The sequence below is a fragment of the Bacillus sp. RO2 genome (assembly GCF_012911845.1).
Classification (GTDB): domain Bacteria; phylum Bacillota; class Bacilli; order Bacillales; family Bacillaceae_I; genus Sutcliffiella_A.
In genome coordinates this window covers 22,493-44,329 of record NZ_JAAXCU010000043.1, presented here as the reverse complement: position 1 = coordinate 44,329, position 21,837 = coordinate 22,493, and the positions used below count along the sequence as shown (strand labels likewise).

24 protein-coding genes are annotated in these 21,837 nt (G+C 42.3%); 6 read left to right on the top strand and 18 right to left on the bottom strand.

Going from position 1 to position 21,837, the window contains the following annotated elements; translation table 11 throughout:
• Positions 1-80 precede the first annotated feature (80 nt).
• The 7 genes from HF078_RS11940 to HF078_RS11910 all read right to left on the bottom strand — a co-directional run bounded on the left by HF078_RS11940 (position 81) and on the right by HF078_RS11910 (position 5,136).
• Complete coding sequence (locus tag HF078_RS11940; RefSeq protein ID WP_148987165.1) at positions 81-377, bottom strand: hypothetical protein; 297 nt, start codon at positions 375-377, stop codon at positions 81-83.
• 150 nt (positions 378-527) lie between these two features.
• On the bottom strand, positions 528-872 hold the full coding sequence (locus HF078_RS11935; protein ID WP_169291372.1) for a YwdI family protein: 345 nt from the start codon (positions 870-872) through the stop codon (positions 528-530).
• Between the two features lie 35 nt (positions 873-907).
• Complete coding sequence (locus HF078_RS11930) at positions 908-1,429, bottom strand: DUF420 domain-containing protein (protein WP_169291371.1); 522 nt, start codon at positions 1,427-1,429, stop codon at positions 908-910.
• A 12-nt stretch (positions 1,430-1,441) separates the two neighbouring features.
• Positions 1,442-1,645, bottom strand: a complete 204-nt coding sequence (locus HF078_RS11925; protein ID WP_240951740.1) for a hypothetical protein — start codon at positions 1,643-1,645, stop codon at positions 1,442-1,444.
• A gap of 111 nt (positions 1,646-1,756) precedes the next feature.
• A complete protein-coding gene (locus tag HF078_RS21300) occupies positions 1,757-2,395 on the bottom strand; it encodes a methyl-accepting chemotaxis protein (protein WP_481748016.1) in 639 nt (212 codons plus the stop codon).
• Between the two features lie 1,240 nt (positions 2,396-3,635).
• On the bottom strand, positions 3,636-4,439 hold the full coding sequence (locus HF078_RS11915; RefSeq protein ID WP_169291368.1) for an ion transporter: 804 nt from the start codon (positions 4,437-4,439) through the stop codon (positions 3,636-3,638).
• A gap of 25 nt (positions 4,440-4,464) precedes the next feature.
• Positions 4,465-5,136: a uracil-DNA glycosylase gene (locus HF078_RS11910; protein ID WP_169291367.1), complete on the bottom strand. Its 672-nt coding sequence runs from the start codon at positions 5,134-5,136 to the stop codon at positions 4,465-4,467.
• A gap of 351 nt (positions 5,137-5,487) precedes the next feature.
• Between HF078_RS11910 and zwf the strand changes: the two genes are divergently transcribed.
• Together zwf and HF078_RS11900 are read left to right on the top strand one after the other, a co-directional pair.
• Positions 5,488-6,969 (top strand): glucose-6-phosphate dehydrogenase, encoded by a 1,482-nt coding sequence (zwf, locus tag HF078_RS11905; RefSeq protein WP_169291366.1) that lies wholly within the window; start codon positions 5,488-5,490, stop codon positions 6,967-6,969.
• A gap of 62 nt (positions 6,970-7,031) precedes the next feature.
• Positions 7,032-7,646 (top strand): cyclase family protein, encoded by a 615-nt coding sequence (locus HF078_RS11900; RefSeq protein ID WP_010197542.1) that lies wholly within the window; start codon positions 7,032-7,034, stop codon positions 7,644-7,646.
• A gap of 343 nt (positions 7,647-7,989) precedes the next feature.
• Here HF078_RS11900 and gndA read toward each other — a convergent pair whose 3' ends face one another.
• Together gndA and HF078_RS11890 are read right to left on the bottom strand one after the other, a co-directional pair.
• Positions 7,990-9,399: an NADP-dependent phosphogluconate dehydrogenase gene (gene gndA / locus HF078_RS11895; RefSeq protein ID WP_148987156.1), complete on the bottom strand. Its 1,410-nt coding sequence runs from the start codon at positions 9,397-9,399 to the stop codon at positions 7,990-7,992.
• 139 nt (positions 9,400-9,538) lie between these two features.
• Entirely contained in the window at positions 9,539-10,249 is a 711-nt protein-coding gene (locus tag HF078_RS11890) for a DUF1836 domain-containing protein (protein WP_169291365.1), read from the bottom strand.
• 102 nt (positions 10,250-10,351) lie between these two features.
• Between HF078_RS11890 and htpX the strand changes: the two genes are divergently transcribed.
• A complete protein-coding gene (gene htpX, locus HF078_RS11885) occupies positions 10,352-11,233 on the top strand; it encodes a protease HtpX (RefSeq protein ID WP_169291364.1) in 882 nt (293 codons plus the stop codon).
• A 270-nt stretch (positions 11,234-11,503) separates the two neighbouring features.
• Here htpX and HF078_RS11880 read toward each other — a convergent pair whose 3' ends face one another.
• Positions 11,504-11,761 carry a GlsB/YeaQ/YmgE family stress response membrane protein gene (locus HF078_RS11880; RefSeq protein WP_169291363.1) on the bottom strand — a complete coding sequence of 86 codons (258 nt, stop codon included), beginning with the start codon at positions 11,759-11,761 and terminating at the stop codon, positions 11,504-11,506.
• A gap of 158 nt (positions 11,762-11,919) precedes the next feature.
• On the opposite strand from HF078_RS11880, the gene HF078_RS11875 reads away from it, so the two are divergent.
• Entirely contained in the window at positions 11,920-12,390 is a 471-nt protein-coding gene (locus HF078_RS11875) for an SRPBCC family protein (protein ID WP_169291362.1), read from the top strand.
• A 47-nt stretch (positions 12,391-12,437) separates the two neighbouring features.
• The gene (locus tag HF078_RS11870) at positions 12,438-13,016 is read left to right on the top strand and encodes a VanZ family protein (RefSeq protein WP_169291361.1); all 579 of its coding nucleotides are present in this window, start codon (positions 12,438-12,440) and stop codon (positions 13,014-13,016) included.
• A 202-nt stretch (positions 13,017-13,218) separates the two neighbouring features.
• Here the strand turns inward: HF078_RS11870 and nfsA are convergent, their stop codons facing one another.
• The 4 genes from nfsA to ccmA are packed head-to-tail and all read right to left on the bottom strand — an operon-like array spanning position 13,219 to position 16,412.
• Positions 13,219-13,968: an oxygen-insensitive NADPH nitroreductase gene (gene nfsA, locus HF078_RS11865; RefSeq protein ID WP_169291360.1), complete on the bottom strand. Its 750-nt coding sequence runs from the start codon at positions 13,966-13,968 to the stop codon at positions 13,219-13,221.
• A gap of 60 nt (positions 13,969-14,028) precedes the next feature.
• On the bottom strand, positions 14,029-14,655 hold the full coding sequence (locus HF078_RS11860; RefSeq protein WP_169291359.1) for a TetR/AcrR family transcriptional regulator: 627 nt from the start codon (positions 14,653-14,655) through the stop codon (positions 14,029-14,031).
• A gap of 24 nt (positions 14,656-14,679) precedes the next feature.
• Positions 14,680-15,690 carry an ABC transporter permease gene (locus HF078_RS11855; protein WP_169291358.1) on the bottom strand — a complete coding sequence of 337 codons (1,011 nt, stop codon included), beginning with the start codon at positions 15,688-15,690 and terminating at the stop codon, positions 14,680-14,682.
• The gene (ccmA, locus tag HF078_RS11850; protein ID WP_169291357.1) at positions 15,687-16,412 is read right to left on the bottom strand and encodes a heme ABC exporter ATP-binding protein CcmA; all 726 of its coding nucleotides are present in this window, start codon (positions 16,410-16,412) and stop codon (positions 15,687-15,689) included. The genes HF078_RS11855 and ccmA overlap by 4 nt, the downstream gene beginning before the upstream one ends.
• Before the next feature lie 190 nt (positions 16,413-16,602).
• Between ccmA and HF078_RS11845 the strand changes: the two genes are divergently transcribed.
• Complete coding sequence (locus HF078_RS11845) at positions 16,603-17,928, top strand: TIGR00366 family protein (RefSeq protein ID WP_169291356.1); 1,326 nt, start codon at positions 16,603-16,605, stop codon at positions 17,926-17,928.
• A 223-nt stretch (positions 17,929-18,151) separates the two neighbouring features.
• Here HF078_RS11845 and HF078_RS11840 read toward each other — a convergent pair whose 3' ends face one another.
• The 4 genes from HF078_RS11840 to HF078_RS11825 all read right to left on the bottom strand — a co-directional run bounded on the left by HF078_RS11840 (position 18,152) and on the right by HF078_RS11825 (position 21,692).
• Positions 18,152-18,682 carry a hypothetical protein gene (locus tag HF078_RS11840; protein WP_169291355.1) on the bottom strand — a complete coding sequence of 177 codons (531 nt, stop codon included), beginning with the start codon at positions 18,680-18,682 and terminating at the stop codon, positions 18,152-18,154.
• 1 nt (position 18,683) lies between these two features.
• Positions 18,684-19,157: a hypothetical protein gene (locus HF078_RS11835; RefSeq protein WP_169291354.1), complete on the bottom strand. Its 474-nt coding sequence runs from the start codon at positions 19,155-19,157 to the stop codon at positions 18,684-18,686.
• 120 nt (positions 19,158-19,277) lie between these two features.
• Entirely contained in the window at positions 19,278-20,732 is a 1,455-nt protein-coding gene (locus tag HF078_RS11830) for a sucrose-6-phosphate hydrolase (RefSeq protein ID WP_169291353.1), read from the bottom strand.
• A 15-nt stretch (positions 20,733-20,747) separates the two neighbouring features.
• Positions 20,748-21,692 carry an aminoimidazole riboside kinase gene (locus tag HF078_RS11825; protein ID WP_169291352.1) on the bottom strand — a complete coding sequence of 315 codons (945 nt, stop codon included), beginning with the start codon at positions 21,690-21,692 and terminating at the stop codon, positions 20,748-20,750.
• Positions 21,693-21,837 lie beyond the last annotated feature (145 nt).

The following is a 21,837-nucleotide window of genomic DNA, read 5'->3' as shown; positions in this document are numbered from 1 at the left end:
CATAATGTTCACTTCTCGCCACACCAAATAAAAAAACACCCTACCGCTCCAGCAAGCAAAGCGATTAGGGCATTTATGAATTATCTAGAATGAAGATAAATCTGCAGAGCCTGTTTGAGCTCCCTTTCTTTCTTTTCCGTTTGTATATGATAATGATCACCATCTATGTTAGACAAAAAGTCATTATATCCATGTGAATGTAAGAATTCATTGACACTTGTGACGTCTTCTCTTGCGGAGAGCAAGTTCTTCTGCCCAACAAAGTCACCATTTACATAAACTTCGTAACGATCGTGAGCAAGCTTTGTCGATGAATCAAAATTGCTGTTCACATACGCCGCCAAACCCAACATCGTTCCCTCTGTACCACCAGGCATGTAAAACACCTCCATTACTTACTGGGGTGTTTATAGTTTAAGTTACAACGCCGTTTTTAGTATGGTAAGTTGTGGGGAGAAACCCTTAAAGAACAATAAAAACCTCTCTTTAACCCTTTAAATGGTCAAAGAGGGGTCTGACCCCTTCTCTTAAAAATCAAACAGTGAGTCCCCGTTTGCGTCATCTTCTTTGATTGGTTTGGACGGGGCGTTTGTGATGGTTGGTGGTTGTGTTGGCGGGGTGTAGATTGGTGCCGCTTGTTCGAATGATATTGGCGCCCTTTGGATGCTACGAGCCGTTGATGCCGCAGCTGGTTGTGATGCAGTCCTTGTCGCAGTTAGCGCATCCCCTTCCGATTCCGTTTCCAACGCCAACTCACACAGGGATTTTATCGCAGCAAGGTGCTCCCGCTTTTTTTGCACATTTCCAGTATCTATGGCCCGTTCCAGTTCCGACTCCAAGCGTGCGAGAACCTTATTCAGCGTAATGCTCATCCTTCTTCCCTCCTTTTTCTCAGATCCAATAATGTTTAATAATACGGCGATATCATGAAGTACACAATAACACCTGTCAAGCTTACATATAACCATAATGGCATGGTCCAGCGCGCAATCTTCCGGTGTCGTTCTTTATGCATGCTTAGCCCTGTAGCCAAGGAGTACAACGCCAGAGGGACGATTACGACAGCCAACACGATGTGAGTTAATAATATAAAGAAGTAGATGGAACGAATAATTCCTTCCCCGCCAAATGGAGTAGACTCTGTTAAGGAATGATAGGTTACATATGTAACTAAAAACAAGGTGGTGGATGAAAATGCCGCCAATATGAAGCGACGATGGACCGTTATATTTTTCTTTTTGATGGCAATTAAGGCACATACCAAAAAAACAAAAGTAAAGCTGTTAAAAATTGCGTTCATCATCGGTAAAAATGTTAAATCGACGTGCGCTAACCCTTCATATTGAGGAAGGAAAAACAGCACGACAACCAGTGCATTTACCGCGATGGAAATGCCGATAATCCATGGAAGGTAATTTATTTTTTTCATAGTGAACTCCTTTTACACATAATACCCGTTCTGGCCGGGTTTTATTGGTGAATCTTTTGCATCAAACTTCAAACAAGGACTTCCGGAAGAACGAAACACGGCAACGGAAGGCAACTGGTTTGTCTTGAAACCGAATGCGCGACAGCCTTTTGGAAACTTGGCATCCCACGTGACATAGTAATGCTTGCATTTTAAGCAATTAATACGTTTGGCCATGCTCCCCACCCTTTCCTCTCGAATCCTTTCTTGTCCAACCTCCATTCTACCATTTTCCATCTGCCCATAAAATATAAAACCTGCGGAGAATCCCCTCCACAGGCTTTATGTTCACGATTTATTCATGTTTATGGATGCAATGTTGGCTGCCAAATCTTCGGCGGTCTCTTTCACCGTATCGACCGTGCGTCTCATGTTATTCGATAGGTCAACTTGATGATCTGCAGCCTTTACGACCTCTTCCATCTCCTCTGTTAGTTCAGATGAGGATGCAACCAAGTCATTTACCGAATGGACGATCTCATTTACTCCTTGACTGATTTCTTCCATAGTCACCGTAATATGAGTTCCCTGCTCCAGCAATGCCCCGCTATTTGTAGCGATTTTTTGGAACAGCATGGCGGACGCTTCATTTTTTTCGTTCGTCTGCTCGATTGTTTCTTTGAAAAGCTGGAATTCTCTCAGGACTTCATTGGTATCTTCTTGAATGCGGCCAGTAATGCCGTTAATTTGCTTGGAAAAAAGATCAGTTTGGCCGGATAGCTTTCTAATTTCTTCTGCCACCACAGCAAATCCTTTTCCAGCCTCCCCTGCCCTTGCCGCTTCAATGGAGGCATTAAGGGCAAGCAAATTGGTCTGTGTTGTAATCTCTGTTATTCCTTTGAGGAAACTGTTCGCTTCATCAATATCTACTTTTATTTTGGTAAAACGATCTACAATCGTCTCGGTCTCCTTCGAAGATTGATGCATGTCTGCCACCATCTGTTTTAAGGATTGTGCCCCTCTTTTCGATAGGCTTTCCATTGCTTCTAGGTTGCGTTTCATTTCATCAACAATGCTGTAAATCTCCTGTGTACTGGCGGAAGCCTGCTCTGTTACGGCAGATATTGCCGTCGTCCCTTCATACTGCATGGACACTTTTTCGGTTACTTGTTCAGACCGCTGTTTAATCTCAGCTGATTCTTCTAAATTCTGTTCCGCTGCGACCAAGAGCTCTTTCATGACAAGCTGAAGGCGTTGGTTTGCACCAATACTCCCTTGCATAAGTCGCTCTATATTTTGCCCCATGATGGTGAGAGAAGTTTCGATCTGTCCAAACTCATCTTTTCTAAAAGAAGATTGCTCTGTCTCATATAAAAAGTCCCCCTCTTGATAGGCCTTCACGCGACCAAGAACCTGGTTGACTCCCTTGTTGAATGCACTTCTGAACAATAAAAGAGCAAAAATAGGAACCAATACAAGGATACCCAGCGTCACTAATGTCCATAGCTCGGTTGAAGTTACTTTATCCTGAATGACCTGTCTATTTTCATCATTAAAAGCCTGTAGAAACTGCATGCCACTATCATTGGCACGCTCTATTTGATTTCTGGCTTTCGCAAGGTCCTCTGATGTCGTGATTCGAACGCGATCCATGTTGGCTGCATTCGAAACATCGCTAATGATGTCGAATTGTTTTGACAATGTTTCATGTGAAACAACAAAATACTGCTTCAGCTGACCAAATTCCTCAAATTCCTTAAAATATGGCTCGAAGTCCTGGAGCTTTTTTTCGGTTTGCTCTAAGTTTTTCTCAATTTTTTCAACATGCGTTTTGGAGTATCCACTTGATACAACAAAGTACATATCGGCCAATGTGCTTTGATAAGATTGCACCAGTTCAAAATAACTCTCATTGATCTTGGTAATCTCATCTAACTCACTGATCCCCTTTTGCACCTGCATGCTATTCACCCAAATAACAATGGATGCTGCCAAGCCGATGCTTCCGATTAATAAAGTTAAAACTAAAAGTTTTTTCCTCATACTCCCCATTTTTATACCTCCTACACCCTTTTAGATGAAACCGTTTGCACAAATAGTCACTTTCGTTTTCTCTCTTTATTTATATTTCGGCATATAGAGACTGGGTCTTTAGTATGGTTCGAAACTTTTTTGATAAAAAATAGGACACGACGAGAGTTTTTATAACCCCTTCGTGTCCATGCCATTACATCTTTTCTTTGTGTTGTAAAAGTTGTTTCAGCTCAGCAATCTCGTTCGTAATTTTCGCCAGTTCTTTTTTACTGACCTCTATTTTCTCTTCTTTTAATTCCTCTTCCTTTGCTTCTTGAATGTTGTTCAAAATTTCACCAACAATGAGATTCAAGACGATAAACGTTCCAACCAGGATGAAGGAAACGAAATACACCCAAGAAAGTGGGCTCTCAGCAAATATGGGGCGGAATACGCCGCTCGCCCATGATTCCAATGTAATGACCTGGAACAGAGTTACAAGTGCTAAATGCAGCGATCCGAAATATTCAGGTGAAATATCTCCGTAAAGCAAGACTCCCAATACCGCGTAGATGTAAAAGACAAGTGATAATAGCATCATGATTGTTCCAAGTGACGGGATTGTTTTTAGAAAAGCTGTCACAAGGCGCTGTAAGGATGGTACGACGGTAATGGCCCGCAGAACCCTTAGGACACGTAAAATCCGGATGGCAGATATGAAATAGGTTCCGCTAAAAAAGAGAACCCCTGCGACAATGACAAAGTCAAAGACATTCCATCTGCTTTGAAAGAAATGATGAATTTTCTTCTCTGCCAGCATTCTTAAAATAATTTCAATGGTAAAAAACCATAAAAAGAACACTTCAAAGCCATGAATCAGTCCTGCGTATTCTGCTCTTAAATCCGGATACGTCTCTACTCCGATTAAAATGGCGTTCAAGAGAATAACAAACATGACGGCATTCATAAAACTACGGTGTTGGACTATATGTTGTATCGTTTTTTTCCAAGTTTGCATTCGTGCACTTCCTCAATTAATCTTTTTAAGGCGTTAAACGCCAATCGATTGCATCTTCCCCAATTTCTTCTAGGATGGCATTTACCTTTGAGAACGGCCTGCTGCCAAAAAAACCTTTCCGTGCGGAAAAAGGGCTTGGGTGCGGACTTTTTAGGATGTAATGATGACTATTTGTAATCAATGCTTCCTTTTGCTCCGCATGTTTACCCCAGAGAATGAAAATGACTGGTTTATCTCGTTCATTCAAAAATCTGATGACTTCATCGGTAAAAAGTTCCCAGCCCTTTCCTTTATGGGAGTTCGGACTGCTCTCTCTCACCGTCAAAACCGTATTTAATAATAACACACCTTGCTTTGCCCACTCCATCAAAAAGCCATGATTCACAGGCTCTAAACCTTGATCATCATATAGTTCCTGATAGATATTTTTTAGGGAAGGCGGAATTCGAATGCCCTTCTGCACAGAAAAACTCATACCGTGTGCCTGGCCCTTTCCGTGGTACGGGTCTTGACCTAGAATGACGACTTTAACCTCTTCATAATTCGTTGCCTCAAAGCTTGAGAAGATGGACTTTTTTTCAGGGTAGACGGTTTGGTTGGTATACTCGTTTTCCAGAAAGTCCATCAGCTCTTTATAATACTTTTTGGAAGACTCCTTCTCCCACAAAGTTTTCCAAGTTCCTCTAACATTCTCCACCTGTTTGTCCTCCGTTCTTTCCTGTCTTTCTTACTTTATCATATAGAAGAAATTATGAGGCCTTGAAGTTTTCTATATGAATGGTTTTGCCCTTATTTTTTCATACTAAGACGAGGCCTATCATTCTGAGATTCAACCTCAGATGTGATATAGTGATTGATAAGTAAATAAGGCTTAATAAAGATTGAATTCCTCCCCAGTAACAGATAAAATAAAATACTTGGGTAGGTTATTTTTTCAATGTTTCATACTTTTTTTTGAAATTGTTACATTTTTACATAATTAATCAGCCTAATCAACGGTAATGTTATAACACATATTTTAAAGAATAGTACATAAAGCGAGGTTCTTATGGTGAGTAAAAAAGAAAATCCGACATCTTTAATTGTCATTTTTGGTGCAACAGGAGATCTAGCGAAACGCAAGCTATATCCTTCCATCTACCGTCTTTATAAAAATGGTAGCATCTCTAAAAACTTTGCTGTTGTCGGCGTTGCAAGACGTCCACTCACAAATGAGGAGTTCCGTTCCAATGTGTCTAATTCCGTCAGCAGTGTGGCAAATGGCGACGTAAATGTAGAAGAGTTCAGTTCTCACTTCTATTATCATCCTTTTGATGTGACAAGCAGCGAATCTTACCAACAGCTAAAAGGATTGTGCGGTGAGCTGGATTCCGATTACGAAACGAATGGAAATAGAATTTTCTATCTTGCCATGGCACCTGAGTTCTTCGGCACAATTGCAACAAACTTAAAGTCAGAAGGCCTGACAGAAACAGATGGCTGGAAACGCCTAGTCATTGAAAAACCGTTCGGACACAATCTTCCATCTGCGAAAGAATTGAACGCTGAAATTCGCCAAGCATTCGATGAATCGGAAATCTATCGAATCGACCATTATCTTGGAAAAGAAATGGTTCAAAATATTGAAGTAATCCGTTTTGCTAACGCGCTTTTCGAACCGCTTTGGAATAACCGTTACATCTCAAATATCCAAATCACTTCTAGTGAAATACTTGGAGTGGAGGATCGCGGTCGTTACTACGAAAATTCTGGTGCCCTTAGAGACATGGTGCAAAATCATATGCTTCAAATGGTTGCCCTTCTTGCGATGGAGCCTCCAATCAAGCTGAATCCAGAAGAAATTCGCAGTGAAAAAGTAAAAGTCTTGCGTGCGATGAGAAAGATTGAACAAGATGATGTGGAGGACTACTTTGTGCGCGGTCAGTACGGAGCAGGGATTGTCGACGGCAACCAAGTCCAAGGGTACCGTGAGGAAAATTCTGTGGACCCTAACTCCAATACGGAAACGTATGTGGCGGGGAAACTGTTGATTGACAATTTCCGCTGGGCAGGTGTCCCAATTTATATCCGTACCGGAAAAAGAATGACGGAAAAGTCCACCAAGATTATCGTTCAATTCAAGGATATCCCGATGAACTTATACTATAATCGCGGGGAAAAAGTGGATCCTAACCTTCTAGTTATCAACATCCAACCGGAAGAAGGAATCACCTTGCATTTGAATGCGAAAAAATCGGGTAAGGATGTAACAACAACACCTATCAGACTTGATTACACCAACAACTGCATCGATGGCATCAACACACCAGAAGCCTATGAGCGCCTAATCTATGACGCGATGCGCGGTGATATGACAAACTTCACTCACTGGGATGAAGTGGCCCTGTCTTGGAGCTTTATCGATGAGATCTCCAAAGCGTGGGAAAACACGAAAGCATTCGACTTCCCGAACTACGAATCAGGTTCCATGGGTCCAAAACAGGCCGACGGATTATTGGAAAAAGACGGCTTCCACTGGTGGCCATTGTAAGCACTTGAACGCTTTTGAACGTTAGTGCTAGTGCTTGAAAAATAGAAGGGAGTTTTTATCACATGAAAGTTTATGACGTATCATCCCCTATTTACACGGGAATGCCAGTATATAAAAATAAACCGGAAAAGCAACCAAAACAAACGACCAACACAAACGGTTATGTCACTGAAACACGCCTGGAGCTGGATGTTCACACAGGAACACACGTGGATGCCCCGCTTCATATGGTAGTGGACGGCGAAACGATCGAAACCTTGCCATTGGACAAGCTTGTCGGCCCTTGTAAAGTGTTTGACTTAACTGGAGTGGAGGACCGCATTACGGTAAAGGATATCGAAGGTCTCGACATCCAAAAGGACGATTTTCTGTTATTCAAAACGAAAAACTCCTTTGATGAAGAGTTTAACTTTGACTTTGTGTTTGTAGCGGAAGACGCGGCGGCTTATTTAGCTGAGATCGGCGTAAGTGGCGTTGGAGTCGATGCACTTGGCATTGAGCGCAGCCAAGAAGGCCACCCGACACACAAAACGCTATTCGCAAATGGCGTAATCATCATTGAAGGCCTGCGTTTGAAGGATATCGCAGAAGGCGAGTACATCATGTGTGCAGCGCCATTAAAGCTGAGCGGTGTAGATGCATCCCCAGCACGTATTGTTTTGATGGATATGAAGTAAGAATTTGAGTAGATTGGCCACTCTGCCCCTGGGAATTTGGGGGTAGGGTGGTTTTTTTGTGGGGATTAAGTGTTTTGGAGGCTTGTGTACGAAAATATTTAGGGAAATTCCGTTTATCCATTGTAAAATCGATATATCCATTGTAACTGGTCATATATCCATTGTTAATTGCAGATATCCATTGTAAGTGGACATTTATCAATTGTAAATATGATATATCCATTTTAACCAAATAATTTCCAGTTCCAACCTGTCCGACCGCCCCAATTCGAACCCACAAAAAAACCAACCCACAGCCCCCGCATCTAGCGGGAACCATAGATTGGTCCAATTTCAATCAAACTTACTTCATCCACTCCGTATGGAAAATCCCTTCCTTGTCCACACGTTGGTACGTGTGAGCGCCAAAGTAGTCACGCTGCGCTTGGATCAAGTTTGCAGGCAACGTCTCAGAACGGTAGCTGTCATAGTATGCCAACGCGCTTGAGAAGGATGGTACAGGTACACCGTGCTGAATCGCAACGCCAAGGATTTCACGAAGTCCGCCCTGGTAGCTTTCCACGATTTCCTTGAAGTATGGGTCAAGCAATAGGTTTGCAAGGCCAGCTTCACGGTCGTATGCTTCTTTAATTTTTTGTAAGAATTGCGCACGAATGATGCAGCCGCCGCGGAAGATCATTGCGATCTCGCCGTATTTCAGGTCCCAGCCGTACTCTTCAGATGCTGCACGCAATTGTGCAAATCCTTGTGCGTAAGAGCAAATTTTGCTCATGTAAAGTGCTTTGCGCACACTTTCGATGAATGCTTCCTTGTCACCAGTAAAAGCGACTGCTTCTGGTCCGCGAAGGATGCCGCTTGCTTTCACGCGCTCTTCTTTCATCGCAGAGATGAAGCGTGCGAATACGGATTCTGTGATGATTGGAAGTGGAACGCCAAGATCTAGCGCGCTCTTACTTGTCCATTTTCCAGTACCTTTTTGACCCGCAGTATCAAGGATAACATCCACAAGCGGTTTGCCTGTTTCGTCGTCCACTTTTGTAAAGATGTCTGCTGTGATTTCAATTAGGTAGCTGTCCAGTTCGCCTTTATTCCACTCTGCAAATACTTCGTGAAGCTCTTGTGCTGATAGGCCAAGAACATTTTTCAGTAAATAGTATGCTTCACTGATTAATTGCATATCACCATATTCAATACCGTTATGCACCATTTTCACATAATGTCCGGCACCGTCTGGACCGATGTATGTGCAACAAGCGTCGCCTTCTACTTTTGCAGAGATACTTTTCAAAATATCTTCAACAAGTTCGTATGCTTCCTTCTGTCCGCCAGGCATGATGGAAGGACCTTTCAATGCTCCCTCTTCCCCACCGGATACGCCTGTACCGATGAAGTTCAAGCCAAGCTCGCCAAGTTCCTTGTTGCGTCGGATTGTATCTGTGTAAAGTGTGTTTCCACCATCGATCAAGATGTCACCTTTATCAAGATAAGGTTTTAAGGAATCAATTGTTGCATCTGTCGGTCCGCCTGCTTTTACCATTAATAAAATTTTGCGAGGGGACTCTAGAGATTGAACAAATTCTTCAATGCTGTATGTACCTTTGAAGTTTCTTCCTTCTGTTTCTTGAAGGAATTCTTCTGTCTTTTCCGGGGAACGGTTGAATACGGAAACGGAATAACCTCTGCTTTCAATGTTCATTGCCAGGTTTTTTCCCATTACCGCTAAACCGATTACGCCGATTTGCTGCTTTGCCATAATATAAAAACTTCCCTTCTTCAAGGTAATTTATTTCGCGATAGTCCGCATTGAAAATACCATACTAAGCCTAGTCAAATCAAGCTTTAAACCTATTATAACCTAACTTCAACAAGTGAAGCGTTTACATGCAATAAACTTATTCTTTTCCGCTTTCCCTCATCACATACCGTTGTGCCCACGCTTTCAAAAAATTAGTTCGAACAGCGAGCGTTGCCACCATCATGGCATCAAAAATCTTCTCTTTATCTTCTACAGGAAACCCTTCATCATTTTCCACAAATTGTTCGATTTCCCGTTTGATGTTGCTCTCCGTAAGCAGATCTGTCTTTTGCATCAATTGCTCGTACAAACAAGCATACCCTTGATAAAACTTTAAAGGACTGATAATATCGTCTTCCCGCTTAACAGGGTTATTGAATACGGATCCCAGGACCTTCCTGATAGCTTCAAAATCAAGGAGCACTTTAAGGTCTTTAACGATAAAAAGCAGTGCGGCTTGCTGAATGGAGTATTTTCTCCCAACTTGAGGGCCTCCAATGTATTCTTTTATCTCGCGTTTTACCCAGTTCTTAAGTGCCGGTTCTGTGTAATGTGCGCTTTCCAATTGATTGCCGAGCCAAACGATATCAGACATCGTTAAACCAACTTCCTCTTTTCCCTTTTTAAAAGAAAGGTTTTGAAAACTTTTCGGCATGTCCTGCCCTTTTTCAACAGAAAGGGTTCCTTGTTCCAGCTTTCTTAGAAACTCCGCCAAATACATTCTGGTCCATTCTTTTTCCATACCAAATACACCCTCTTCATCCGTCATTCCTGCATTTATAGTAAAATGGCCAGCCGGTTTCGTCAAATAATGTCAGACACTTTCGTTGAAAAGTTAGGCAATTCGTTCTATAATAGAGACAAGAGAGATAGAGGTTCATAAGACCTCAAAACATTCAGGAGGAGAAACATGGCAAAACGTATATTCTTTTTTATCCTTACGAACGTACTTGTCTTAACGACGATTTCCATCATCTTTATGGTGACTGGTGCTGGAAATTACATTAATGAATCAGGCGGAATAGACTTTGGCGCACTTCTAATATTCAGTGCTATCGTTGGTTTCACAGGTTCCTTCATTTCCCTATTGATGTCCCGTTGGATGGCAAAGAAAATGATGAACGTGAAGGTCATCGATCCAGATGGTCCGATGAACGCACAAGAGCGTCAAATTGTTGATATGGTTCACCGCATGTCCCGTGCAGCTGGTATTACGAAAATGCCGGAAGTTGGAATTTACTATTCTCCAGAGGTAAACGCATTTGCTACAGGTCCTTCCAAGAACCGTTCTTTAGTAGCTGTTTCTTCTGGTCTATTAGATGAAATGGACGATGCAGCTGTTGAAGGTGTTATCGCCCATGAGGTTGCCCATATCGCAAATGGTGATATGGTTACGATGACTTTATTGCAAGGTGTTGTGAATACATTCGTTGTATTCTTGGCTCGTATCGCAGCTTTTATCGCGTCTCGTTTTGTAAAAGAAGAAATGGCACCAATCGTGCATTTCATTGCCATTATTGTGTTCCAAATCGTATTCTCGATCCTTGGAAGCATCGTCGTATTTGCCTTCTCCCGTTACCGTGAGTTCCACGCAGACCGTGGAGGCGCAGACCTTGCAGGTAAAGATAAAATGGTGCATGCATTGCGTTCTCTTCAGGCTTACACAAACCGTGTGACAGAAGAGAGAGATACTGCGATTGCATCTCTTAAAATCAACGGGAAGAGAAAGAGCTCTTTATTCTCTACTCACCCTGATTTAAATGAGCGTATCCGTCGTTTAGAAGCGAAATAATAAAAGAGGCAGCCGGATGGTTGCCTCTTTTTTATGTTTCCGTAAAGCCGTTGATCTCCGTTCCAGGCGCTTCGCTTTCCGCGGGCGGTCCGGAAGCCTCCTTGGGCATTCGCCCTGCGGGGTCTTCCATGTCCCTTCCTTCCGCAGGACAAAGAAGTCTACGGAAGCGATTCATCGCACGAAGAAAATGCGGTAGCATTTTCGAGGAGTCTGCGCTCCTTCCACTACGATCAACTAGGTTTTCTAGTATCACCTTTTATTATCCTACTATTATGTTGCGCTTCTTAACCCTTTTGAAATCAATGTTAACAAGAATACAAAAATCGCTGCACCGATGATGGCTGGGACGATGGCAAAGTCAGCGATGACAGGTCCCCAAGTGCCAAATAAACTATGGCCGATCCATGCTCCGACAAGTCCTGCAAGCATAGCTCCCAAGATTCCTCCTGGCATGCCACCTGGCGCGATGGCGCTTCCGATCATACCGATTACGATTGCTATAATAAGGGTGATTAATAATCCTAACATAATGATTTCCTCCTTTAATTTTTAATTGTTCAGCTTGTTACTGTGTATATTTCCGTCTGAAGAACTTTTTAAACTTCTTGCTTCAATTTCTCGCTAAACTTTCCTTTTTCTGTGCTATTATTAAAGCAATAAAACGGTTTAAGAGAGGAGCAATTACCTTGCCAGATATCCAAGATTCCGTCATTATTTCCAAGCCTTTAGAAGAGGTATTTTCTTATGCGGCCAACATGGACAACTCTACGAAAATTATGGAAAACGTAGTAGCTATTGAAAAATTGACAGACGGACCACTTCAGGTTGGGACAAAGTTTAAAGAAACTCGTGAAATTCGCGGACGTCAAGCTTCCTCTGTTATTGAATTTATTGAATTCATACCCAATGAAAGATACGTGGTTCAGAGCGAAGCAAATGGACTCAAGGTTATCTATTACTACGACTTCAAACCTACAGTAGATGGTGGCACGAAGGTTCACTTTCAAGGGGACATTCATACTTCCGGCATCGTCATGAAGCTCACCAAGCCTATCATCCGAAAGATCTTGAAAAAAGAAGACGGTGACCATCTATCTCAATTGAAGAAATTGTTAGAAGGAACTGCCGAGGGAGAAGAAACAACAACCAAAGACTAATCGGGCGTTGTAGCCCGATTTTTTCTTATAAGCGAGGTAACACTTTCTTGAAAAAAATAATGATTCCCATCCTAATGAGCATCGCCATTTTCACCATCTTCATTCCCATCACAACTACTCTCACTACTTACTTGCATCCTGTTGTGTTGGTAGTGCTCTTTTTTTGCATATTTGTTGTAAACCTAGCCATCTATTTAATTCTAACGAAACAGCAAGTATGGATAAGAAGACCTTTTCTAATTGCCGCCTTAATTCTTTATACCCTTTCACTGCTGGTTCTTCTATTTATGAGACCCAGCGAGCCTGCCTATGATAACAGTAATCTTGTTCCTTTTAAAACCATTTCCCTGTACCTTTCGGGAAATGCAGATTGGTTTGTTTCTTTCTATAATCTGACTGCAAATGTAGGGTTGTTTGTGCCCTTTGGCGTATTAATGGCAGTTTGGACTAGACGATTTTTGACCAGAGCTTTCCTTCCTTTTGCACTAATTTCTTGCATCGAAATTACCCAATTGCTAACCAATAGAGGCAGCCTGGATGTAGATGACCTGATTTTGAATGTATTGGGATTTTATATCGGGTATTCGTTGGTTCCTATAGTTAGGAAAATAGTAGAGATAAAATAAATGAAGAAACCTTGTTGATTGTAGTGGAAGGTGCGCAGACGCCCCCGTGAGGAAGGGACGGGTGAGACCCCTGAAGAGTTGTGAGGAGGCTCACGGACCGCCCGCAGGCAAGCGATGCGCCTGGAACGGAAATCAACTGTTCCTTCTCTTTAAAAAGGCAGCCCGTCAACGGTGACGAGGCTGCCTTCTTTTTGTGTAACTATTATTTTTTCGCAAATCCCTGTTTCTCCACAAACCCCTTCATTTGCATACGTTTCGGTTCTTTCAGCATACCTGCCATTTGACCGGTCCATGTGTCTGAACGTTTTCCTTGTGTTCGCTCGTTATAATAGGCGGAAATCGTCTGGTTGTACTCTTCCAATTGCTCTTTGAAGACCTTGTCATTCTGCTGATATACCTCTTCGTGATAAACATTCTCCAAAGGTAAACGCGGTTTTACTCCGGTATCCTGAGCGGGGTAGCCTACTGCGAGTCCGAATAAAGGAATGGTGTTTTCCGGCATCTTCAAGAGCTCTGCCACTTCTTCAATATTCGTACGAAGACCACCGATATAACAGATGCCAAGTCCCATGGACTCTGCCGCAATAGAAGCATTCTGTGCGGCAAGTGATGCATCAATGACTGCCACCATAAACTTTTCCGTGCTCTCAATGGAAGAGGTGACATCTGTCCCTTCCATGTCACCAATTAATGCATGGCGATGGAAATCTGCACAGAAGACCAAGAAAAGGCCATTATCCTCTACATAGGATTGGTTTCCAGCCAGCTCTGCTAACCTGTTCTTTGTAGTCTTATCTTTTACTCCAATAATGGAATAGGCTTGAACAAAGCTTGATGTGGATGCTGCCTGAGCACTTTTTACAATCTTGTTTATCTGTTCGTCTGTTAAGCTTTTATCTTCAAATTTTCGAACGGAACGATGCGAAAGTATGGTTTCAATAGTCTGATTCACGATGGTCCCTCCTGTGGTCTTTTTTTTCATTTTACACATGGAAGGTATGCCTTTTCCACTTTAACCTCTCGGACCAGGATTCAATCCATCCATTAAAAAGGAAATGGCGGTTTCTAGTTCTTGATTAAAATCCTGTGACGGATCAAGGAATCGTTGAGTAAAGATCGTTCCAGCAATAGTCGATATGGTAAAGCGGATGATGGTATCAGGCGGGAGCTTTTTCAACTCCCCTTTCTCTTGGAAATGTACCACGACTTTTGTAAAATTTGGAAGGATGACTTCTCTGAACAGGTTAAAATATGGTTTTTGAAACTCTTCATGAAACGCCACTTCTTGAATGAAAATTTTTAGAATCGGGAAATTCTGCTTAATAAATTCATAACGATTGTATGCCAGATTTCTAAGAAATTCCTCATAACTGTTATACTCTCCCTCTAATACTTCCTTGGAGAAAGATTTAACAAAATGAGGGGCGATAAACTTGGCAACCGTTGGGGAAACGATGGAAAGGAGTAATTCTTTTTTCGTTTTGTAATGTCTGAATATGGTCCCTTCTGCCACTCCTGCCTTTTTGGCTATCTCGTTGGTAGAAGTCGCCGCATACCCCTTTTCTGCGAAGGTTTCAATGGCTGCCTCCAGTATTTTACGATGTTTTTCACTCAATTTCTTTTCTTCTTGATTGTCCATGCCTGCTCCTTTCCGTAGTTATCCTTACGTCGGACGATATTTTTTCAAAGCTTTTATGTTTAATAAGATAAATAAAAGAGAGAATCCGAATAACAGTAGAATATTACTGTAAATCTCTTCTATCCCTTTCCCTCTAATCATAATATCCTTCATCGCTTCTCCTGCATAGGTTAAAGGCATGACTAAGCTCACTTTTTGAAGCCATGAAGGCATCGCTTCTATAGAGAACAGTCCGGAAAAAAATACTTGCGGAACGACTACTAATGGAATGAACTGAATCATCTGTAACTCGTTTCGGGCAAATGCTGACAACAAGGTTCCAAGTGTCAACGCAGTGATGGCAACAGTAAAGGTAACAAAAAGAATGGATAGGATATTTCCTGCCATTTGGATATCAAGAATGTAGATGGTAAACAAGACAATGATGCTTGACTGAATAAGCGTAAATATTCCAAAACCCACCACATACCCTATCACAAGCTCCCATCTCTTAATAGGTGTAGCCATCAGCCGCTCCAAAGTTCCACTCGTCCGTTCCCGTAGAAAAGATACACCCGCTATCAAAAAGACGAAAAAGAAGACGAAGAATACGATAAGAAATGGACCGATATTATCAAACATCTCCATTGACTCCGATCCATATGCATACTCTATCTCAAATGGGAGTTCTTTATTTTCGTCAGGTTGGTTCATTTTTTGGAGCTTGAGTAGAATAGCTTTGTTGGTAGATGGATCGCTTCCCTCTAACACTATTTTTTCCTTTGTAAGAAAAGCATCGATTTCCGACTCTTCTATTCTTTCCCAACCGTCCTCCTCACTATCTATTAAAATAAATTCCATAATTTCATCTTCCATATTAGCTTGTAGAGATTGAACCTCTCCCACCAATCCTACGTCCATGGTTGGTTCCTGGTCTGCAAATACCACATTCATTAAAGCCAAAATGAGCATTGGTGCAATAATCATTAAGCCTAGTGTTCTTTTATCTCGGAAAAACTGGCGTAAAATCCGAATGATCACAGCCGTTATTCTCATACGGTGGCACCTCCTAAAGATAAAAATGCATCTTCCATGTTAGTTGTACCCGTCACTCTTTGCAGTTCTTCTGTACTTCCTACCGCTAGCAGATTGCCCTCTCTTATCATCGCGAGGCGATCACATCTTTGCGCTTCATCCATTACGTGTGTGGTAACAAGTACGGTGGTTCCTGCTTGGCTAAGTGCCTTTAATTCTTGCCAGATAGATTTCCTAAGCAAAGGATCAATACCTACTGTAGGTTCATCTAATATGAGAATTTCTGGGTTGTGAAGAAGGGAGATCGCTAGAGAGAGTCTGCGTTTCATCCCCCCTGAGAATTGTTGCACAGGTTTATGGAGATGCTCACTGAGATTCACCAGCTCCATCACTTCGCCAATTCGCTTTTTTCTATCGCTTCTATTTAATTTATACAGGGATGAAAAAAATTGAAGGTTCTCCTGTGCTGTTAAATCCTGATACAGCGCATCCGATTGCGCCATATACCCGATTTTCTCTGAAAGTGACAAAGTAGGCATTTTACGCGCAAGCACCTCAACCTCCCCTTTGTTAATGGGCTGTAGCCCAGCGATTGCTTTCACAAGCGTTGTTTTCCCTGCGCCTGAGGGACCAAGAAAACCGAAGATTTCCCCTTTATTAATGGTTAAGTCAATGTCTTTTAATACTTCTTGACTGCCAAAAGAAATAGATAGATGAGATACTCTGCAAACTTGAGTTGTCATTATTTTGCCCCTTTCTAAAAATGAGTGATTACTCACTTTTTATTTAAACATAATAGATACACAACCTATATGTCAAGAAGATTTGTAAAAATGGACTGCCTCTAAAAAAGAAGGAATATATCTATTAGTAGAGAAATGTAAATGAAGGATGGGATTAATTTTCGACAAAAAACTTATTGGGGGGATATGCGTGAAAGGTATTATTTCTTTTTTTAATCGTTTAATGCAGCGTTATTTACCGGATCCATTCTTGTTCGTTATTATTTTAACACTTGTGGTGTTCGGGCTTGGACTCCTTTTTACTGACAGCAGTCCTGCTGATATGGTACAGCATTGGGGCGGCGGTTTTTGGGCTCTTCTCACATTTTCCATGCAGATGGTACTGGTTCTGGTTACGGGGTATGTACTGGCAAGCAGCGCCATTTTTAAAAGGTTTCTTGGTGCCTTGGCATCTACCGCCAAATCTCCAGGAAGTGCGATTATTATCGTTACCGTTGTTTCCATAATAGCTAGCTGGATCAACTGGGGCTTCGGTCTTGTTATTGGAGCTTTATTTGCAAAGGAGCTAGCAAAGCGCGTTGAAAATGTAGATTACAGACTTTTAATTGCAAGCGCTTACAGCGGATTCCTTGTTTGGCATGGCGGATTCTCTGGCTCCATTCCGCTCACCATCGCAACAGAAGGGCATTTTTCAGAAGATTTGATTGGGGTGATCTCTACAGATCAGACCATTTTCTCACCATTCAACCTAATCATACTGGCTACACTTTTTGTGACACTGCCATTATTAAATCGATTCATGATGCCAACGAAAGATGAAACAGTCACTGTCGACCCTTCCCTGTTAGATGATCCATCAAGCATGCAGGCCGCCACAGTCGAGACATCGGAAATGACACCTGCTGAACGTTTGGAAAACAGTTGGATTCTATCTTTATCCGTATCAGTCATGGGGCTTATATTCCTTTTCTTTTATTTTGTGGACAATGGGTTTAAACTCAATCTTGATATTGTAAACTTTCTATTCTTGTTCCTTGGAATTCTGTTCCACCGGCGTCCGAAGAACTTTCTTGAATCCGTGACGAATGCAGTAAAAGGAGCTAGCGGCATCATCATCCAGTTTCCGTTCTATGCTGGGATTATGGGAATGATGACCTTATCAGGTCTTGCGGCTGTCATGTCGGAAGCGTTCGTCAACATTTCTAATGAGCACACCTTCCATTTCTTTACGTTCCTTAGCGCCGGAATTGTGAATTTCTTTGTTCCTTCAGGAGGGGGACAATGGTCCGTTCAGGCACCAGTCATGTTAGAGGCTGCTCAGACAATGGGGGTTTCCGTTACAAGAACAGCACTTGCCGTAGCATGGGGAGATGCTTGGACGAACATGATTCAGCCTTTCTGGGCATTGCCCGCACTCGCTATCGCAGGCTTGAAAGCGAAGGACATCATGGGCTTTTGTGTGATTGTTCTGTTTGTCAGCGGCGCCATTATATCCTTAGCTTTCCTGCTTCTATAAAAGACCGGGTATATGCCGGGCATAAAAATATCCTCTACACGTCACGAGGCCACTGAAAAACTGATAACGTAAAGTTTTTAATGATTCCTAGCTGGTGATTGTAGCAAAAGCCGAAGCCGAGGAGGCTCACGTCAGCCCCTAGGAAAGCGCAGCTATTTGCGGAAATCAACAGCGGTGTCTAAACAAAGTCTAAATTCAATGACTTTTTCTGTGGCCTCGCACGTCACTGGTGTGGAGGGTATTTTTGTGGGATCTTTGCACTTTTCATAATGTATAAATAAAGTGCTAATGTAATGGTTTGAATGTAAAAGTAGAAGGTATAAGAAAAGATAAACACATACCCCTCTTTGTAGTGAAATACGCCAAAATATGTAGCAATAGCCTCCATAATCAATGCAATAATCGACCACATGACAATATAGAGCATATTAAAATATCCCTTTATTTTGAGGTAGCTGTGCAAGTAAAAGAACAGGTAGCCAAAAGGTCCATATTGGATATAAGAGAGAAAATCAAACAGCTCAAAATACGAACTGTCATTTACATCATAAAAATCAAAGGGCGGGATGCTAATAGTATGATCAAACACACTGCCACTATTAATCCCAATAATGAGAAACAGTAGGCTTAACGGTAAGGGAAATCTTTTTGGCAAAAAGAAAATGAGTGCATAGCCGGCAAGTAAAGAGACAATGATGAACCACTCATTAGAGTTAAAATAAAAATCATAGTTGATTGTTGGGGTTGGTTTCATTTCAAGAGCTCACCATCCCTTCTCTCGCTAGTAACCGGTGATAAAGTGCCGATACTCCCAAAGCGAGCACGAGATAACATGACTCCATCACAAATGAGATGAAAAATGACCACATATGGTAATGAATGATGGAGAAATGGATGGCCATGGCCTCGGTCAACAAAGTGAAGATGACTGTGAATACCCCTCCTATCACTTTTATCCCCTTCGACCTCGTGAACACCCCATTGACGAATATTAGTAAAATCAACGGAAAAATAATATTTCGCTGCAGCCAAAAGCAAATGAACAAATGCGGCACCTTGCTGTACATAATGAGACTTAAATTCATACTGATCATCGTCAGTATGCATTTATTGATAAAAAGAAAAAACAAAAATAACATGAGGTTTTCTATAAAGAGAAGAGGCTTCTTTTGGAAAAAGAAATAAGTCGCGATAAACCAGGTAAAGATAAGGTAAATGACCAATTCCATATGATGGCGCCTCCTTTTGAATATTTAGGATCACAGGACTTTATACATAGTTGCACAACAAAAAAGAGAAGCCAGACTTTGATTTTAGGCTTCTCTTTAGCATTCCTTAATATTTATTTTTCATTCGGATTTGATTTCCCATACCTTCATCTCTGAAACAGTCCCTGCGCCTGACAGCGTTACCCCCGCTGCGTCTGGTACATCAGGGAAAATCCGTGCAGTAAACACCTCTTCTCCTCCGTTCAAAAACACCTCTATAGAAGACGTATCCACATACGCACGCAATTCCGTTAATGTCTGCAGCCTGCAGCTTCGTGTTTCCCATTGCCCCGTTACAAAGTTTTTACGGAAAAGGGAAAAGACACTCACAGAAGCGTCATATGTCATTCGGGCGGTATCACTTATGTGTAGCTCAAATGATGAAACATCCTTTTTAAAAGAAAGGATCATTTCAAACGCGGCACTTCTTTCCTCAAAAAATACTTCCTCTTTTTCGTTAGAAAGTTGCATATCGTTAACAGCAACCAACGCTGTTTTTCTTAAATTAGCTAACTCTTCCACTGGAACCTGCAACAACTTCCCTTCGACCCAATGCAATTCACGCGGTAAGGTTAAAGCATGAATCCATTTGTGCGCAATGGTAGGATGCTTATCCTCATCTTGCTCAGGCACCCCCATCCAGCCGACCATCAGACGACGTCCTTTCTCATCCAAAGTGGTTTGGGGGGCATAGAATTCAAAGCCTCGGTCCAGCTCAACAAAGTCACCATGTTCAAATGAAGCTCTCCCATAGTCTAGCTTTCCAATAAAATAGCCCGCTTGGTAAACGTTTTGATACTTCATACCGTCCGCCTTCAATCCCTGCGGCGACGCAACCAGTACATCCACACCATCCAGTTCAAAAAGATCCGGGCACTCCCACATATAACCGAAATCCCCCAAACCGTTCATACCGGAACCTGAAATGGCACCAAGGTGCTCCCATTTTACTAAATCATCAGATTTTAACAGAGCCACTTTCCCTGTCAGTTCCTCACTTTGCGCACCAACAACCATGTACCAGTCAGACCCTTTTTTCCACACCTTTGGGTCTCGGAAATGTGCAGTATATCCTTCCGGCAACTCTACCACTGGACCTCTTTTATCAAAGGTTACGCCATCTTCTGAGACCGCCATGCACTGGTAGGTTTCCCGGTTTCCATCAGTATCCTTCACATTTCCTGTATAAAAGAGAATCATCTTCCCCTCATGTTCGACCGCACTTCCCGAGTAGCATCCGTTCTTCTCAAACCATTCGCTTGGAGCCAACGCTATCGGCTCATGCTTCCAATTCACGAGATTTTCAGAGGAATAATGTCCCCAAAACTTAGCTCCATGGCCTGTTTTAAATGGCATCCATTGATAAAATAGATGGTAAGTACCGTTCCACTGGATAAAGCCATTCGGATCATTCAATAAGCCGACAGGTGGCATGAGGTGGTAGCGTAATCGGTAAGGATCGAGCTCGACGATATCTTTATTTTTCTCCACTTCTTCCTCTGCAAGTCTAATAAGCTCTTGCTCTCTTTCTGTCATAAAAGAAAAACTCCTTTATTTTGCTAAGATTGATTGAACCTTCTCTAATGAAGGTAAGGCTGTCATTGCACCTTTTTCAGAAGCAGCAAGGGATCCGGAAACACTAGCGAAGGCTGCCATTTCCACAGCTTTTTCAAGAGTAATAGCGGAGATATCCTCCCCCCACTCGTTTGCCATATATAGAATCCCAGAGACAAATGCATCCCCAGCACCTGTCGAATCCACTGTAGTCACCTTGCGTGCAGGCACATGCTGATGTCCTTCACGAGTAAAAATGTAACTACCTTCAGATCCAAGCGTCACAAGGAGAAGCTGAATTTCAAAGGCAGCAAGCTTTTCCGCTCCTTTTTCGATATCCTTTTCATCAGTAATGAACTCCAGCTCTTCTTCGGAAATCTTTAAAATATCGGCATATGGAAGCATGGAAATAATCTGTTCTTTTGCCGCTTTCTCACTGTCCCAAAGGCCAAGGCGTAAATTCGGGTCATAGGAAACGATAAGACCTTTTTCTTTAGCAAGCTTCACCGCTTTGATGGTGGCACTTCTTGTTGGTTCGCTAATTAAGGAAATGGAGCCGAAATGAAGGATTTTATTTTCATCAAAAAGCTTTTCCTCTATCTCTTCTTCTGTTAAAAAGCGATCCGCACTTGGGTTGATGTAGAAGTCAAAGCTGCGTTCTCCATTTTCCAATGTGACGAATACGACACCTGTGCGGATGTCATCGGTCAACAACATCGAGCTTGTGTTGACTCCGTAGTCTGCTAGTGTTTTTTGCAGAAATCTTCCCAGCACGTCGTTTCCGACTTTCCCGATAAAAGTGGATTTGGCTTCTAGTCGTGCGACGCCAACTGCCACGTTTGCCGGGGCTCCACCTGGGCTTTTCTGATAGGTGCTATTGTCTGGGTCAAGCGGGATGAAATCTATGAGTGCTTCTCCTAATGAGATGATTCCTTTTTTCATGGGGTGGCCCCTCCTTTATCATTAAGAATTGAGTATACTCCCTGATTCCTTTCGTTCCGGGAGTTCGCTTTCCGCGGGGCGTGTGCTTGAGCCTCCTCGCTGCGCTGTGGGGTCTCAAGCTACCGCTACCTCCCGCCGGAGTCTC

What these genes read in the sequence shown, in the direction of transcription:
- htpX (WP_169291364.1), top strand. Translation starts at nt 10,352, where the DNA reads ATGGCAAAACGTATATTCTTTTTTATCCTTACGAACGTACTTGTCTTA.
- ccmA (WP_169291357.1), bottom strand. Translation starts at nt 16,412, where the DNA reads ATGACAACTCAAGTTTGCAGAGTATCTCATCTATCTATTTCTTTTGGC.
- HF078_RS11900 (WP_010197542.1), top strand. Translation starts at nt 7,032, where the DNA reads ATGAAAGTTTATGACGTATCATCCCCTATTTACACGGGAATGCCAGTA.
- HF078_RS11935 (WP_169291372.1), bottom strand. Translation starts at nt 872, where the DNA reads ATGAGCATTACGCTGAATAAGGTTCTCGCACGCTTGGAGTCGGAACTG.
- HF078_RS11825 (WP_169291352.1), bottom strand. Translation starts at nt 21,692, where the DNA reads ATGAAAAAAGGAATCATCTCATTAGGAGAAGCACTCATAGATTTCATC.
- zwf (WP_169291366.1), top strand. Translation starts at nt 5,488, where the DNA reads ATGGTGAGTAAAAAAGAAAATCCGACATCTTTAATTGTCATTTTTGGT.
- HF078_RS11880 (WP_169291363.1), bottom strand. Translation starts at nt 11,761, where the DNA reads ATGTTAGGATTATTAATCACCCTTATTATAGCAATCGTAATCGGTATG.
- gndA (WP_148987156.1), bottom strand. Translation starts at nt 9,399, where the DNA reads ATGGCAAAGCAGCAAATCGGCGTAATCGGTTTAGCGGTAATGGGAAAA.
- HF078_RS11940 (WP_148987165.1), bottom strand. Translation starts at nt 377, where the DNA reads ATGCCTGGTGGTACAGAGGGAACGATGTTGGGTTTGGCGGCGTATGTG.
- HF078_RS11840 (WP_169291355.1), bottom strand. Translation starts at nt 18,682, where the DNA reads ATGAAACCAACCCCAACAATCAACTATGATTTTTATTTTAACTCTAAT.
- HF078_RS11835 (WP_169291354.1), bottom strand. Translation starts at nt 19,157, where the DNA reads ATGGAATTGGTCATTTACCTTATCTTTACCTGGTTTATCGCGACTTAT.
- HF078_RS21300 (WP_481748016.1), bottom strand. Translation starts at nt 2,395, where the DNA reads ATGCATCAATCTTCGAAGGAGACCGAGACGATTGTAGATCGTTTTACC.
- HF078_RS11830 (WP_169291353.1), bottom strand. Translation starts at nt 20,732, where the DNA reads ATGACAGAAAGAGAGCAAGAGCTTATTAGACTTGCAGAGGAAGAAGTG.
- HF078_RS11930 (WP_169291371.1), bottom strand. Translation starts at nt 1,429, where the DNA reads ATGAAAAAAATAAATTACCTTCCATGGATTATCGGCATTTCCATCGCG.
- HF078_RS11925 (WP_240951740.1), bottom strand. Translation starts at nt 1,645, where the DNA reads ATGGCCAAACGTATTAATTGCTTAAAATGCAAGCATTACTATGTCACG.
- HF078_RS11855 (WP_169291358.1), bottom strand. Translation starts at nt 15,690, where the DNA reads ATGAGAATAACGGCTGTGATCATTCGGATTTTACGCCAGTTTTTCCGA.
- HF078_RS11860 (WP_169291359.1), bottom strand. Translation starts at nt 14,655, where the DNA reads ATGGACAATCAAGAAGAAAAGAAATTGAGTGAAAAACATCGTAAAATA.
- HF078_RS11915 (WP_169291368.1), bottom strand. Translation starts at nt 4,439, where the DNA reads ATGCAAACTTGGAAAAAAACGATACAACATATAGTCCAACACCGTAGT.